Raw genomic sequence first — 13,603 nt, 5'->3', positions numbered from 1 at the left:
ATGAAATATCAACAACTTGAAAATCTTGAAAGCGGTTGGAAATGGAAGTATCTGGTGAAGAAGCACCGCGAAGGGGAGTTAATCACCCGTTACATAGAAGCCAGTGCCGCCCAGGAAGCCGTCGATGTGTTGCTCTCGCTGGAAAATGAACCCGTGCTGGTAAATGGCTGGATTGACAAGCATATGAATCCGGAACTGGTCAATCGCATGAAGCAAACCATTCGGGCCAGACGGAAGCGCCATTTTAATGCGGAACACCAGCATACGCGCAAAAAATCGATCGATCTGGAATTTATTGTCTGGCAACGTCTGGCTGGTCTTGCGCAGCGTCGCGGTAAAACGCTTTCTGAAACGATTGTTCAGCTGATTGAAGATGCGGAAAACAAAGAGAAATACGCGAATAAAATGTCTTCTCTAAAGCAGGATCTGCAGGCATTGCTGGGTAAGGAATAACTGTCGAAAGTCTGTTCAATTTACGCAAGGCGAAAAAAACCCCGCAGCAGCGGGGTTTTTCTACCAGACGAGAACTTAAGCCTGCGGCTGAGTTACAACGTCTTTGATGCCTTTAACTTCGATCTCTACGCGACGATCCGGAGCCAGGCAGTCGATCAGTGCAGCACGCTGTTTCACGTTGTCACAGGTGTTGCCAGTAACCGGGTTGGATTCGCCCATACCACGTGCGGAGATCTTGTCTGCCGGGATACCTTTAGAGATCAGGTAATCAACAACGGACTGAGCACGACGCTCGGACAGAGCCTGGTTATAAGCGTCAGAACCGATGCGGTCAGTGTAACCCAGAACAACTACGGAACCGTCTTTCGGATCCAGGTTGCTCAGCTGGCTGTACAGCTGATCCAGAGCAGCCTGACCTTCCGGTTTCAGGGTTGCTTTGTTGAAAGTGAACAGAACGTCAGACTTCAGAGTGAAGTGCTTGGTCTGTACTTCCGGTGCCGGAGCTGGAGCTGGAGCAACTACTGGAGCTGCTTCGCCCTGACCGAAACGGTAGGAAACACCCAGGCTCAGCATGCCGTTGTCCGGACGAGTACCGATGGTGTGTGCGTCACCGATGTTGTTGGTCCACTGGTATTCCAGACGGGTAGCGATTTCAGGAGTGATCGCATACTCAACACCGCCAGCGAAGACCGGAGAAACGCCGGTGTCGTGGTTTTTACCATCAAAGTTGGATTTGGTGTCTGCACGCCATACCATACCACCCAGACGAGTGTATACGTCCAGATCGTCAGTGATTGGGTAACCCAGTTTAGCGGTCAGCTGAACGCCCTGAGCTTTATATGCACCGTTTTCAACGCTGCCTTTGTATGGCATACGACCTAACCAGTCATAACCCATTTCAAAGCCAACATACGGGTTAACCTGGTAACCACCAAAAGCACCTGCACCCAGTTGGTTTTCGTGGGTCGGACCATTGTTGTTGATGAAACCAGTGTCATGGTACTGGGACCAGCCCAGTTTAGCACCAGTGTACCAGGTGTTATCTTTCGGAGCGGCCTGCGCTACGGTAGCGAAACCAGCCAGTGCCACTGCAATCGCGATAGCTGTCTTTTTCATTTTTTGCGCCTCGTTATCATCCAAAATACGCCATGAATATCTCCAACGAGATAACACGGTTAAATCCTTCACCGGGGGATCTGCTCAATATTAACTCTACCGATATCTTCGGCTTATGCCGAGCACCCCTGGCGATGTAAAGTCTACAACGTAGTTGAAAACTTACAAGTGTGAACTCCGTCAGGCATATGAAAAAAAAGTCTTGTATAAGGTACGTTTAATCTTTTTTGTCAGCGACAATTTACAGAAGAAAATCGCGGAAACCGCTTCAGACAAGCCTCTGCAAGGAAAATTAGTCACGACTGAAAGCATTGGCTGGGCGACAAAAAAAGTTCCAGGATTAATCCTAAATTTACTTAATGATACAAATTAGAGTGAATTTTTAGCCCGGAAAGTTGTCTCGTTGCGTGAGAGGATGCGCTTACCGGACGCATAATAAACCCCATAGCGTTACCTTCATTTGCCGCATCAACAAGTTCAGCATGCTCTTCTTCAGTCAAATCATCTGCCAACCAACCGATCACCACACTGTAATTGCCCGTGCGTAAAGCGCGAACCATTGACTCCACAGTGTGGCAAGGGGAGAGCTGGCTAATCTGCATCACTTTCGTTAAGGGTAGCCCAGATGCCTGAACCCATTCCCGACTCAGTTTTTGTTGCGGTGTTAACCAGAGTTGCCAGCGCGATTGCTGACCGAGTTGCTGTAACAATGGCAACAGTAGAAGTTGCGTCATCATGGGCTGATCTTCGCGATAGACAACTTCACTGATAAGCCCGGCTGTAGTGTTTTCCGTAGAGACACGCGCAATTTTACTTGCTGCGGATGAGAACGACGAAGAACGATGTGCATAGCCTGAAGTGTACATAATCAATCCAGCCCCTGTGAGTTACTGTATGGATGTACAGTACATCCAGTGACGACAAAGATCAACCCTATTTTCGGAAAGAGCCTCGCAAATTTTGTCGTTAGTGACGGGAAAACATAAATTAATCTTGCCCCTTAAGAATAAGTTGCCTATTTTCGTAGTTAACGGATCCGTTAATGTGAATCATTCTTTTATGTTATGATTTTAAAAGGAATTTTATGAAAAGCCTCTCCTATAAGCGGATCTATAAATCACAAGAATACCTGGCAACGTTGGGCACAATTGAATACCGATCATTGTTTGGTAGTTACAGCCTGACCGTTGACGACACGGTGTTTGCGATGGTTTCTGATGGTGAGTTGTATCTTCGGGCTTGTGAGCAAAGTGCACAGTACTGTGTAAAACATTCGCCTGTCTGGCTGACATATAAAAAGTGTGGCCGATCCGTTACCCTCAATTACTATCGGGTTGATGAAAGTCTATGGCGAAATCAACTGAAGCTGGTGCGTCTGTCGAAATATTCTCTCGATGCAGCGCTGAAAGAGAAAAGCACGCGCAATACCCGGGAAAGACTGAAAGATTTGCCCAATATGTCTTTTCATCTGGAAGCGATACTCGGGGAGGTGGGGATTAAGGATGTACGGGCGTTACGTATACTTGGGGCAAAAATGTGTTGGTTGCGACTGCGGCAGCAAAACAGTCTGGTGACAGAAAAGATTCTGTTTATGCTTGAAGGGGCCATTATCGGCATTCATGAAGCTGCGCTCCCGGTGGCACGCCGCCAGGAGCTTGCAGAATGGGCTGACTCTCTTACGCCGAAACAGGAGTTTCCTGCGGAACTTGAGTAATCTGGCGTTGCAGACGACCAATCTCTGGCAGTAATGCAATCAATAACCCGACTTGTTGTACGACCAGAGGTTCTTTGCTGTCTGCCCGTGGTTCAAGTTGCTGCATCCGCTGTTTCAGGTCAGCTAATGCCTGATTGACGCGTTCTTCATCAGCAGGTTGATGATGTAGCGCGTCATCAACATAGCAAACTGCGTCATCAAGAAACGCCAGAATTTCAGGATTAGTTAACTGCTCCCGGTGAGCACCGAGGGCTGAGATATAGCTGGTAAACGTATGGTTAAGGCACAGCAACCGAAACGCGGCCTCGCGAATTTGCGGGGTAACGTTCGGCTCGCTGGACATATTTGATACCACCGACGCCAGTTCAGCATCACGGTTGTGTGCATCGCGGCGGGCAATACGATACGCCAGACGGTTATCACGCCCCTGATGGTATTGCTCCAGTATGGCATCGAGATAGCGACAGTTGGCCTCGGTGGCACGTTCGAGCATGCGCGGCAGATTGCGAAACTTCCAGTCAGGCCAGATGTAGCTCACCGCCGCCCACGCAATGGCACAACCAATCAGCGTATCGATTACGCGAGGTAACGCCACTTCAAAACCTTCACCCAGCAAGTTAAAACAAAGTAGCACCAAAAGTGTGATGAACATCGTTGCATGGGCATATTGCACGTTACGGAAGGCAAAAAAGAGCACGCCGGTAATAACCAGCAGCACCAGCTGCCCTTCCAGTGACGGCACAAACCACAGCACAGGAATGCCAATGGCGATACCTACCAGCGTACCAATAATCCTTAACTTCAGGCGGTGGCGCGTGGCGTTATAGTTTGGCTGGCAGACAAACAAACTTGTCAGCAAGATCCAATACCCGTGATGCATTCCGGTTATCTGAATGATGGCGTAGCCGAAGCACAACACCAGCGACATTCTTACCGCATGACGGAAGAGGGCGGATTCCGGTGTGAAGTGACGGCTAAGACGCAGCCAGATATCACTCAATCCGTGCGGGCTGTCATCAGCGAGCTCATTTTCGTCATTATTATGGGGCAGTGCCTGGGCCTGTTCTGATTCAATTGTTGCCAGTTGGGCATCAATAGCGCGTAAATTGTTCAGCAAAAATCCCAGTGTTTTGAGTAAATCGGCAGGCGCGCCGTTATCGCGCATCCGCTCCAGCGCAGCATCAATATGCGTAAAAGCGCGCTCAAAATGCGGATCATGTTGATAAGGCTGACGCAGCAAAATACAGCGTGACAGTTGCTGGCACGCCTGGCCCTGCATCGACATCAGTCGCTGAAAACGGAACAGCACGTCGCTGTGGCGAAAATGTTCACGCAATGTTTGATACTGAATATGAGAAGAGCTGGCACGCTCGTGAATATCCTGCGCGACAAAGTAATAATGCAGCGTGCGACGCGTTCCCCGTTGACCACGATCGCCACGTAAGCGGGTCAGCAGCGAGAGTTTCGTCTGATTCAATGTCGCCATCAGCTGACCGTTGGCGAGAGCCAAATCGTACAGCGGTGCCTGGCTTTCATCTTCAATATCAGGATCAAACATGCGTGACTTGAGCTCAAGGTAACGCGCCAGTTGTTCATAGCAACGCGCCAGGTTGTCCTGCAGCGGGCGGACCGGGAACAGTAGATGACCAATAAGTGTCAGGACGTTGTACCAGACGGCACCGGCCAGCAGATACATCGGCTGCTGATACCAGTGCTCATACAGTGACGTCCCCAACATAGTGTAAATGGCGATCAGTAACGCACCGAAGGCAATTGTTGCATAGCGTTGACCCAGACCGCCGAGCAAAATGAAGCCGCTGGTAGAGAGCGTTAAACCAATTGCAAATAGCCAGGGCCAGGGAAACAGCAATTCTACTGAGGCCGAGGCGATAAAAAAGCAGAACAGCGTAATGATGAGGTTACGCAAACGTCCCGCCAGCCGGTCATCGAGATCGGTCAGCGCCGCTGCCACCATCCCCAGCGTCAGCGGAATCGTCAGTTTTACATCACCCAGCCACCACGGAAACGCTGTGGTTCCACAAAGCGCAATAAAAATACGCGCGTAATACAGCCAGGCGCTGTTCCAGGTATAGCGTTTGAGCAAAGGACTTAGCATAAAGGCCATATTAGTGGATTATTCAAAACGACGACGTGCATTGGCTTCACGCGCAGCTTGCGCTGTTTCTACCGATACCACGCGACGACCGACCGGCCATAGTGCAATAGCGGCAATTTTAAAGTTCGCAATGCCGACAGGAATGCCAATGATGGAAATACATTGTGCGATGCCCGTTGCAATGTGCATCAGGCATAACCACCAGCCAAAGAAAATCAGCCAGAAAATATTCAATACCGTACCGCCAGTATTCAGCAGCACATTTTTGCCAGCCGGGTTCAGTTCATCGACATGAATAGCTTCATTGCCATAAGGCACCAGAGACAGTTTAGTGATCTCCCAGCAGGATCGTGTCAGCGGTAAGGTAAAAATCAGCACAATACTGACCAGAGTCGCCAACAGCCAGCCCAGAGTGGTGGCAAATCCGCCAAGCACAAAGTTCAGAATGTTCAAAACGGTACGCATAAAACCTCGCTTTACTGTGGTTTTCAGTAATGGGCGGCAATTGTAACGTTTTTTTGGGCTGGAGCACGTTTTCTCTGACGGTTACACTGATAAGAAATCATTTCGTGTGGATCTACAGAGTCATGGAACTGAAAGCGACAACGCTTGGAAAACGTCTGGCACAGCACCCTTACGATCGGGCGGTGATCCTCAATGCCGGGATTAAAGTCTCCGGCGATCGCCACGAATACCTTATTCCTTTCAATCAATTACTGGCAATTCACTGTAAGCGCGGTCTGGTATGGGGCGAGCTGGAATTTGTACTGCCGGACGAAAAAGTGGTGCGTCTGCACGGCACCGAATGGGGCGAGACGCAGCGTTTTTACCATCATCTTGATGCTCACTGGCGGCGGTGGAGTGCGGAGATGAGCGAAATTGCGGCTGGTGTTTTACGCCAGCAACTGGATTTGATTGCCACGCGCACCGGAGAAAATAAATGGCTGACGCGTGAGCAAACTTCTGGCGTGCAGCAACAAATCCGCCAGGCTTTGTTGGCGTTGCCGTTGCCGGTCAACCGACTGGAAGAATTCGATAACTGCCGTGAGGCGTGGCGTAAATGTCAGGCCTGGTTAAAAGATATTGAAGGCGCTCGGTTGCAGCATAATCAGGCGTATACAGAAGCCATGCTTACCGAGTATGCAGATTTTTTCCGCCAGGTCGAATCTTCACCGCTGAATCCGGCGCAGGCCCGGGCAGTCGTTAATGGCGAGCATTCTCTGTTAGTGCTGGCAGGTGCAGGAAGCGGAAAAACGTCGGTGCTGGTGGCCCGTGCAGGCTGGTTGCTGGCGCGTGGTGAAGCGTCCCCTGAGCAAATTTTATTGCTGGCGTTTGGTCGCAAAGCAGCTGAAGAGATGGACGAGCGTATCCGAGAACGACTACATACCGAAGACATTACCGCACGCACATTTCATGCGCTGGCGCTGCATATTATTCAGCAGGGCAGCAAAAAAGTGCCGACAGTCAGCAAACTAGAAAATGATACCGCTGCCCGTCATGAACTCTTTATTGCTGAGTGGCGTAAGCAATGCAGCGAAAAGAAAGCGCAGGCGAAGGGCTGGCGGCAATGGCTGACGGAAGAAATGCAGTGGTCAGTGCCAGAAGGTAACTTCTGGGATGATGAGAAATTACAGCGTCGTCTTGCTTCTCGCCTCGATCGCTGGGTAAGTCTGATGCGAATGCACGGCGGTGCACAGGCAGAAATGATTGCCAATGCACCTGAAGAGATTCGCGACTTGTTCAGTAAACGTATCAAGTTGATGGCTCCGTTATTAAAAGCCTGGAAAAGTGCGCTGAAGGCAGAAAACGCCGTCGATTTTTCTGGACTCATTCACCAGGCGATTGTGATTCTGGAGAAAGGTCGCTTTATCAGCCCGTGGAAACATATTCTGGTTGATGAATTTCAGGATATCTCGCCGCAGCGTGCAGCGTTGTTAGCGGCATTACGCAAGCAAAACAGTCAAACGACGTTGTTCGCCGTTGGCGATGACTGGCAGGCGATTTACCGTTTCAGCGGTGCGCAAATGTCGCTCACCACCGCTTTCCATGAAAACTTTGGTGAAGGCGATCGCTGTGATTTAGACACGACTTACCGTTTTAACAGTCGTATCGGTGAGGTGGCAAACCGTTTTATTCAGCAGAACCCTGGCCAGCTGAAAAAGCCGCTAAACAGCTTAACCAATGGAGACAAAAAAGCCGTCACGTTATTGGATGAGAGTCAACTTGATGCTTTGCTGGATAAGCTCTCTGGTTATGCCAAACCGGAAGAGCGCATTCTGATCCTGGCGCGTTACCATCACATGAGGCCTGCCAGCCTGGAAAAAGCGGCAACACGCTGGCCGAAGTTGCAAATCGATTTTATGACCATTCATGCCAGCAAAGGGCAACAGGCGGATTACGTCATCATCGTTGGCTTGCAGGAGGGGAGTGATGGTTTTCCGGCTGCGGCGCGGGAGTCGATTATGGAAGAGGCGCTACTACCCCCGGTTGAGGATTTTCCGGACGCTGAAGAACGGCGGTTAATGTACGTGGCGCTGACCCGGGCACGCCATCGGGTATGGGCATTGTTTAACAAACAGAATCCCTCTCCCTTTGTCGAAATACTGAAAAATCTGGATGTGCCGGTGGCGAGAAAACCGTAGGAAACAGGTGGCGTTTGCCACCTGTGTAATATTACTTCAGACGGTCCGCGAGATAACGCTGATAATCGGGGATCAGAATATCGACCGCGTCGTTGAAATGCGGTGACTGGATAATGAAGTCTGCCGTTGCCACGTTGGTGGCAACCGGAATGTTCCATACCGTCGCCAGACGCAGCAAGGCTTTCACGTCAGGATCGTGCGGCACGGCATTTAGTGGGTCCCAGAAGAAAATCAATACATCAATTTTACCTTCTGAGATCAATGCGCCAACCTGCTGGTCCCCCCCCATTGGGCCACTCAACATCGCGTTGACGTTCATGCCGGTCGCGCGGGAAATTAAGTTACCGGTAGTGCCTGTTGCATACAGTACGTGTTGTTCCAGTAACGGTTGATGCCGTTCCACCCAGCTCATCAGCATTTGTTTGCAGTGATCGTGTGCCACCAGCGCAATATGTTTCCGCGCAGGTAAAGTACGTGTCGTCAGTTCCATAATGTACATCCGTAGTTAACTTTCCTACAGATTACTGTAAGCACTTATCGCTGCAAGAGAAAGACCGAAAAAGCCTGCGCACAGGCACAAAAATCTCAGGAAGATGGTTGTTTTTCCGCCCATTGCAGAAAAGTATTTCGCGTTTGTGGGTCAGCCAGTTTAAACCAATACTTCAGCCGTTGTTCTGTGAGCACCTGAGACTGCGGTGGAATAGCATCCAGCTCGGAAACACCCGAAAGCAGCGTACTGTCATCTGCCATCATCGTGGCAAATTGCGGTAGTGAAGCGAGTTTCGCGGATTTGTTATAACGTTCAACCTCGACCTCATAATCAATCGTTTTTGCCGTTGAGGTAATGGCGAGAATATCCAGCTTTACCGGAATCGGCGTCGCATCGCCATCCAACAATTCAAGGCGCGGCGCGGCATCAAAATGGTTAGCTTCCCGCTCATTCTCCAGGCGAGGCAGGCGAAAATTGACCTGGTTGATGAGCTGGGTATTAAAACTGACCACTAGTGGTGGGGAGATATACAGCCGTTCTTCACTATTGGAAAGATGAATCGTCTTCTCAACGCGAAACACTAACTGATGTGGTCCATTATCCAGTTCAATGCTGTCCGCACCGCGCAGCAGAGAGCTGGAAACCTTCTTGCCGTCGAGTACCAGAAGATCGACATCGGTTGAAAGCCGTAGCGTGGTGGCAAAAACGGATACCGGCAAACATAATGCAATCAAGGTGGTCACGATGCCGGTTTTCATAGGTAGCTCCTGTCAAAAGACCGCCCGAATAATAATGTGTCAAAATTTTTCTTTAATCATACTTACTAACATATAGACATAATTCCCGCTTTTGCTCTCATTCATTCGTATTAGCTGCATGGTTGGCATGTCGGCTTTGTCGTACACTCTGTTAAACAGTCTGGAGGAAATAATGAAAGAAACCGATATTGCAGGCATTTTAACGTCCACTCACACCATTGCGCTGGTGGGGGCAAGCGACAAACCCGATCGTCCCAGCTATCGCGTGATGAAATATCTACTCGACCAGGGGTATCACGTCATTCCGGTTTCACCAAAAGTTGCCGGCAAAACGCTGCTGGGCCAGCAGGGGTATGGCACGCTGGCAGAAGTTCCGGAAAAAGTCGATATGGTCGATGTTTTCCGTAATTCAGAAGCGGCGTGGGGCGTGGCGCAGGAAGCGATCGCCATTGGCGCGAAAACCCTCTGGATGCAACTGGGGGTGATTAATGAGCAAGCGGCAGTACTGGCACGGGATGCCGGGTTAAATGTGGTGATGGATCGCTGCCCGGCTATTGAGATCCCTCGCCTGGGCCTGGCCAAATAAAAAATCCCCGGAAGGCCAAAACCTTCCGGGGATTTGTTCAGGGATTAGTTACGCAGACGCGGGGCCTGAAGTTGTTTGCGGATGGTCTGCGCCAGCTCATCCATGGATGGCTGTTCAGGATGTTCATCCTGCAATTCGCTACTTAGCTGGGCTTCAGCCAGGTAGGTATGAACCGGTAGGCCGTTATCGTCCTCCATCACCACGTGATACCACGGAGCGGCGCGAAGCTCGTCATTCACCGCCAGCTCATCAGGCGACGGTTCAGAGAGCGAATAAACCGGGTCGATATCCACGACCACTCCGAGATAACCTAACAGGGAATGGCGGACCTGCTGGCCGATACCGAATTTGCTGGCAATCATAGTCACCTCCCGGGAAATCTTTACCTTTGATATAAGGGTAAAATTCCACATTTCAAGTTACATGACGCGACAGGCAAACCCTTTCAGATATAGCCCTTCCGGGTAGGTAGCGATCACCGGATGATCGGCTGCCTGACGGAACTGCTCTATAAATTGTACATCACGACCGGCATCAATTGCGGCATCCGCGATGATTTTCTGAAATAAATCGCTGGTCATCAGACCGGAACAGGAGAAAGTCAGGAGAACTCCGCCTTCATTCAGCAACTGAATCGCCAGCATGTTGATGTCTTTATAGCCACGACACGCGCCCATCAACTGGCTTTTATTCTCAACAAACTTCGGCGGGTCCATCACGATAACGTCAAATTTTTCACCGCGATCGCGATAAGTACGCAGCAATTTAAAGACATCATCACGGACAAACTCAGCCTTGCTCAGATCCAGTTTGTTCAGCTCAACATTCTGCCGCGCAATATCAAGGGCTTCCTGGGAGGTATCAACGCTGACAACCTGGCTGCAACCGCCCATCAATGCCGATACGGCGAAACCACCGGTATAGGAGAAACAGTTAAGTACGCGTTTATTTTCAACGTAGCGGCGGGTAGCCAGGCGGCTATCACGCTGGTCCAGGTAGTAACCCGTTTTGTGCCCGTGCTGAATGTCCACCAGCAGTTTCATGCCGTGTTCTTCAATCGGCAGCAGGGCAGGCGGCAACTCGCCGGTGATGGGGCCTTGGGTCAGCTCCATCCCTTCTTTTTTACGTACAGCGACATCGCTGCGATCGTAAATCGCACATTCCGGGTAGAGCGTTTGCAGGGCGCTAATTAATGCCGCACGCTGGTATTCCGCGCCAGCGCTTAGCAGCTGCAGCACCAGAAAATTACCGAAACGATCGATAGTAATTCCCGGCAGGCCATCAGATTCACCGGCGATTAAACGATAACTGTCGAGGCCATCTTTTTGCGCCAGCCAGTCACGCCATTTTTGTGCTTGTTGCAAACGGCGGGTAAAAAAAGCAATGTCAATGGATTCAGAGGGGTCAAACGTCCAGACGCGCGCCCGGATTTGCGAAGCTGGCGAATAAGCGCCGCGTGCTAACCATTTTCCCTGATGATCAACAATATCGATGGTTTCACCGAGGCTGGCTTTACCTTCCATGCGGGCAACGGCCCCGGAAAAGACCCACGGATGGCGACGAAGTAATGATTTTTCGCGCCCTTTGGCTAACACTAAACGTACACTCATAATTTACTTTTCTGTCGATGCAAAGAAATGGGCGTCATTGTCCGGAGTTTTCCATGGATTTGCAACGCGTCCATTAAGGATAAGGAGAGCAGCAATGTCGAAAGTCTGCATAATTGCCTGGGTTTACGGGCGAGTTCAGGGCGTAGGATTTCGCTATACCACGCAGTACGAAGCGAAAAAACTCGGGTTAAGCGGCTACGCCAAAAATCTTGACGATGGCAGCGTGGAAGTGGTTGCCTGCGGTGAAGAAGGGCAGGTGGAAAAATTAATGCAGTGGTTAAAGAGTGGCGGCCCGCGTTCTGCACGTGTGGAACGGGTGCTCAGCGAGCCGCATCATCCCTCGGGGGAATTAACCGATTTTCGTATTCGTTAGATACATTTTACCGGTTTTGGCAGGCCAGCAATTTTGGTGGCTTGCTTAGCCGGACCTTTCGGAAACAGTCGGTATAAATAGCGGCTGTTACCTTTTTCTTCGCCAAATTTATTCGCCATCGCTTTTACCAGCATACGAATCGCCGGAGAAGTATTGAATTCCAGATAGAAATCACGCACAAAACGCACCACTTCCCAGTGTTCTGGTGACAGCGTAATCCCTTCGTTCTCTGCAATCACCACTGCCAGCGGCTCACTCCACTGGCTGCTTTCTTTGAGATAGCCTTCGGTATCCGTTTCTATCTCTTTACCTTCGAAGATCAGCATAATTATTACTACCTTAATCAGACTGGCGGCAGTGTAACAAAAAACAAAGCCCCGCATAAAGCGAGGCTATGAAAGTGTTAGCGGGTGAGATTAATCGCGGCTGGCGAAGCCCAGAATGCTCAGCAGGCTGACGAAGATGTTGTACAGCGAAACATACAGGCTAACCGTGGCACGAATATAGTTCGTTTCACCGCCATGAATGATGTTGCTGGTTTCAAACAAGATAGCGCCAGAGGAGATCAGAATGAAGACCGCGCTGATCGCCAGATGCAGGGCAGGCAGCTGCAGGAAGATATTAGCAACCATACCAATCAGCACCACCACAATACCCGCCATCAGCATACCGCCAAGGAACGACATATCTTTGCGGGTGGTCAGCACATACGCAGAGCAGCAGAAGAACACTAACGCCGTTCCGCCCAGTGCCATAGCGATTACGTCACCCATTCCGGCAGACAGATAGGTATTCAGAATTGGTCCGAGGATATAACCCAGAAAACCGGTAAAGGCGAATGCGGAGATAATTCCGGTCGGCTTATTCGCCGTTTTATAGGTCAGGAACATCAAACCATACATACCCACCAGCGTCAGAATCAGACCCGGAGATGGCAGCATCAGCACCGTACTGGCAGTTGCGGTAATCGCCGAAAAGGCCAGCGTCAGGCTCAGCAGAAAATAGGTATTACGCAGCACCTTATGGGTGCTAAGCAGCGATGTACGGTCATGTGAAGAACTAACAATACGATCCATTGAGTCACTCTCTATGACAGATGTAATTAATTAAGCAGCATAATGATAATGCGTAAGGGCACCCAGAAGTTTTACCCATCTTTACGCATTTGATCTGGAACAGGTTTAACAGCGGATTATCAGGTCATTAAGCAAATATAACGCCCTGAGAATTTCGACAGGCAAAAGAAAAAGGGGTTAGCATTTAGCTAACCCCTTATCTTATTTGGCGGAAGCGCAGAGATTCGAACTCTGGAACCCTTTCGGGTCGCCGGTTTTCAAGACCGGTGCCTTCAACCGCTCGGCCACACTTCCGGAATGACGCGCACTATAAACATCCCGATGCGGCGTGTAAACCCCTAATTTGTTTGTTTGCCTGAAAAACAGCCAAAAGTGCATTGATAGCGTGAAATAACAGCAGATTGATCATTTCATCACCATGAATTCCTTCTCTTTTACTCGTTTAGCAACTGGCTAAACGTCCCCAATGCCCTGCAAAAGAAAAATAGGTCCATTTTTATCGCTAAAAGATAAAACCATATGGTTTGTATTGTTTTGTGCAAAAGTTTCACTACGCTTTATTAACAATACTATCTGGCGACGTGCGCCAGTGCAGAAGGATGAGCTTTCGTTTTCAGCATCTCACGTGAAGCGATGGTTTGCCTTGCTACAGGGACGTCGCTTGCCGAC

15 protein-coding genes and 1 tRNA gene are annotated in these 13,603 nt (G+C 50.0%); 5 read left to right on the top strand and 11 right to left on the bottom strand.

Annotation, left to right across the window (positions count from 1 at the left end):
• The gene (matP, locus tag HEN33_RS07795) at positions 1 to 453 is read left to right on the top strand and encodes a macrodomain Ter protein MatP (protein ID WP_000877161.1); all 453 of its coding nucleotides are present in this window, start codon (positions 1 to 3) and stop codon (positions 451 to 453) included.
• A 75-nt stretch (positions 454 to 528) separates the two neighbouring features.
• Here the strand turns inward: matP and ompA are convergent, their stop codons facing one another.
• On the bottom strand, positions 529 to 1,569 hold the full coding sequence (gene ompA / locus HEN33_RS07790) for a porin OmpA (protein WP_001313715.1): 1,041 nt from the start codon (positions 1,567 to 1,569) through the stop codon (positions 529 to 531).
• Positions 1,570 to 1,925: 356 nt separating this feature from the next.
• On the bottom strand, positions 1,926 to 2,435 hold the full coding sequence (gene sulA, locus HEN33_RS07785) for an SOS-induced cell division inhibitor SulA (protein ID WP_000288710.1): 510 nt from the start codon (positions 2,433 to 2,435) through the stop codon (positions 1,926 to 1,928).
• Between the two features lie 218 nt (positions 2,436 to 2,653).
• Between sulA and sxy the strand changes: the two genes are divergently transcribed.
• Positions 2,654 to 3,283, top strand: coding sequence for a CRP-S regulon transcriptional coactivator Sxy (gene sxy / locus HEN33_RS07780; protein WP_032183880.1), 630 nt, complete (start codon positions 2,654 to 2,656; stop codon positions 3,281 to 3,283).
• Here sxy and yccS read toward each other — a convergent pair.
• Positions 3,246 to 5,408 carry a YccS family putative transporter gene (gene yccS / locus HEN33_RS07775; protein ID WP_000875038.1) on the bottom strand — a complete coding sequence of 721 codons (2,163 nt, stop codon included), beginning with the start codon at positions 5,406 to 5,408 and terminating at the stop codon, positions 3,246 to 3,248. The two genes, sxy and yccS, sit on opposite strands and share 38 nt — an antisense overlap.
• 9 nt (positions 5,409 to 5,417) lie before the next feature.
• Positions 5,418 to 5,864, bottom strand: coding sequence for a YccF domain-containing protein (locus HEN33_RS07770; RefSeq protein ID WP_001261235.1), 447 nt, complete (start codon positions 5,862 to 5,864; stop codon positions 5,418 to 5,420).
• 122 nt (positions 5,865 to 5,986) lie between these two features.
• Here HEN33_RS07770 and helD point away from each other — a divergent pair, with 122 nt between their 5' ends.
• A complete protein-coding gene (helD, locus tag HEN33_RS07765) occupies positions 5,987 to 8,041 on the top strand; it encodes a DNA helicase IV (RefSeq protein ID WP_176263462.1) in 2,055 nt (684 codons plus the stop codon).
• Between the two features lie 31 nt (positions 8,042 to 8,072).
• Here helD and mgsA read toward each other — a convergent pair whose 3' ends face one another.
• Positions 8,073 to 8,531: a methylglyoxal synthase gene (gene mgsA, locus HEN33_RS07760; RefSeq protein WP_000424181.1), complete on the bottom strand. Its 459-nt coding sequence runs from the start codon at positions 8,529 to 8,531 to the stop codon at positions 8,073 to 8,075.
• Positions 8,532 to 8,626: 95 nt separating this feature from the next.
• Positions 8,627 to 9,289 (bottom strand): DUF2057 family protein, encoded by a 663-nt coding sequence (locus HEN33_RS07755; RefSeq protein WP_176263463.1) that lies wholly within the window; start codon positions 9,287 to 9,289, stop codon positions 8,627 to 8,629.
• Between the two features lie 172 nt (positions 9,290 to 9,461).
• Between HEN33_RS07755 and HEN33_RS07750 the strand changes: the two genes are divergently transcribed.
• On the top strand, positions 9,462 to 9,875 hold the full coding sequence (locus tag HEN33_RS07750) for a CoA-binding protein (RefSeq protein ID WP_000665218.1): 414 nt from the start codon (positions 9,462 to 9,464) through the stop codon (positions 9,873 to 9,875).
• Positions 9,876 to 9,919: 44 nt separating this feature from the next.
• Here the strand turns inward: HEN33_RS07750 and hspQ are convergent, their stop codons facing one another.
• Together hspQ and rlmI are read right to left on the bottom strand one after the other, a co-directional pair.
• On the bottom strand, positions 9,920 to 10,237 hold the full coding sequence (hspQ, locus tag HEN33_RS07745; RefSeq protein WP_001295356.1) for a heat shock protein HspQ: 318 nt from the start codon (positions 10,235 to 10,237) through the stop codon (positions 9,920 to 9,922).
• Positions 10,238 to 10,294: 57 nt separating this feature from the next.
• The gene (gene rlmI, locus HEN33_RS07740) at positions 10,295 to 11,485 is read right to left on the bottom strand and encodes a 23S rRNA (cytosine(1962)-C(5))-methyltransferase RlmI (RefSeq protein WP_000116318.1); all 1,191 of its coding nucleotides are present in this window, start codon (positions 11,483 to 11,485) and stop codon (positions 10,295 to 10,297) included.
• A gap of 94 nt (positions 11,486 to 11,579) precedes the next feature.
• Between rlmI and yccX the strand changes: the two genes are divergently transcribed.
• Positions 11,580 to 11,858: an acylphosphatase gene (yccX, locus tag HEN33_RS07735; RefSeq protein WP_000048228.1), complete on the top strand. Its 279-nt coding sequence runs from the start codon at positions 11,580 to 11,582 to the stop codon at positions 11,856 to 11,858.
• Here the strand turns inward: yccX and tusE are convergent.
• The 3 genes from tusE to HEN33_RS07720 all read right to left on the bottom strand — a co-directional run bounded on the left by tusE (position 11,855) and on the right by HEN33_RS07720 (position 13,228).
• The gene (tusE, locus tag HEN33_RS07730) at positions 11,855 to 12,184 is read right to left on the bottom strand and encodes a sulfurtransferase TusE (protein ID WP_000904443.1); all 330 of its coding nucleotides are present in this window, start codon (positions 12,182 to 12,184) and stop codon (positions 11,855 to 11,857) included. The two genes, yccX and tusE, sit on opposite strands and share 4 nt — an antisense overlap.
• 90 nt (positions 12,185 to 12,274) lie before the next feature.
• The gene (gene yccA / locus HEN33_RS07725; RefSeq protein WP_000375136.1) at positions 12,275 to 12,934 is read right to left on the bottom strand and encodes an FtsH protease modulator YccA; all 660 of its coding nucleotides are present in this window, start codon (positions 12,932 to 12,934) and stop codon (positions 12,275 to 12,277) included.
• Between the two features lie 206 nt (positions 12,935 to 13,140).
• Positions 13,141 to 13,228 (bottom strand) — tRNA-Ser (locus HEN33_RS07720).
• Positions 13,229 to 13,603: the final 375 nt, after the last annotated feature.

Origin of the sequence: Escherichia sp. 94.0001 (genome assembly GCF_013369155.2) — a bacterium.
Lineage (GTDB): Bacteria > Pseudomonadota > Gammaproteobacteria > Enterobacterales > Enterobacteriaceae > Escherichia > Escherichia coli_F.
The sequence above is the reverse complement of the archived record's forward strand: the minus strand, read 5'-3'. Positions and strand labels throughout refer to the sequence as shown.

Coding starts and splice junctions, on each gene's coding strand:
- matP (WP_000877161.1), top strand. CDS start 1: ATGAAATATCAACAACTTGAAAATCTTGAAAGCGGTTGGAAATGGAAG.
- ompA (WP_001313715.1), bottom strand. CDS start 1,569: ATGAAAAAGACAGCTATCGCGATTGCAGTGGCACTGGCTGGTTTCGCT.
- sulA (WP_000288710.1), bottom strand. CDS start 2,435: ATGTACACTTCAGGCTATGCACATCGTTCTTCGTCGTTCTCATCCGCA.
- sxy (WP_032183880.1), top strand. CDS start 2,654: ATGAAAAGCCTCTCCTATAAGCGGATCTATAAATCACAAGAATACCTG.
- yccS (WP_000875038.1), bottom strand. CDS start 5,408: ATGGCCTTTATGCTAAGTCCTTTGCTCAAACGCTATACCTGGAACAGC.
- HEN33_RS07770 (WP_001261235.1), bottom strand. CDS start 5,864: ATGCGTACCGTTTTGAACATTCTGAACTTTGTGCTTGGCGGATTTGCC.
- helD (WP_176263462.1), top strand. CDS start 5,987: ATGGAACTGAAAGCGACAACGCTTGGAAAACGTCTGGCACAGCACCCT.
- mgsA (WP_000424181.1), bottom strand. CDS start 8,531: ATGGAACTGACGACACGTACTTTACCTGCGCGGAAACATATTGCGCTG.
- HEN33_RS07755 (WP_176263463.1), bottom strand. CDS start 9,289: ATGAAAACCGGCATCGTGACCACCTTGATTGCATTATGTTTGCCGGTA.
- HEN33_RS07750 (WP_000665218.1), top strand. CDS start 9,462: ATGAAAGAAACCGATATTGCAGGCATTTTAACGTCCACTCACACCATT.
- hspQ (WP_001295356.1), bottom strand. CDS start 10,237: ATGATTGCCAGCAAATTCGGTATCGGCCAGCAGGTCCGCCATTCCCTG.
- rlmI (WP_000116318.1), bottom strand. CDS start 11,485: ATGAGTGTACGTTTAGTGTTAGCCAAAGGGCGCGAAAAATCATTACTT.
- yccX (WP_000048228.1), top strand. CDS start 11,580: ATGTCGAAAGTCTGCATAATTGCCTGGGTTTACGGGCGAGTTCAGGGC.
- tusE (WP_000904443.1), bottom strand. CDS start 12,184: ATGCTGATCTTCGAAGGTAAAGAGATAGAAACGGATACCGAAGGCTAT.
- yccA (WP_000375136.1), bottom strand. CDS start 12,934: ATGGATCGTATTGTTAGTTCTTCACATGACCGTACATCGCTGCTTAGC.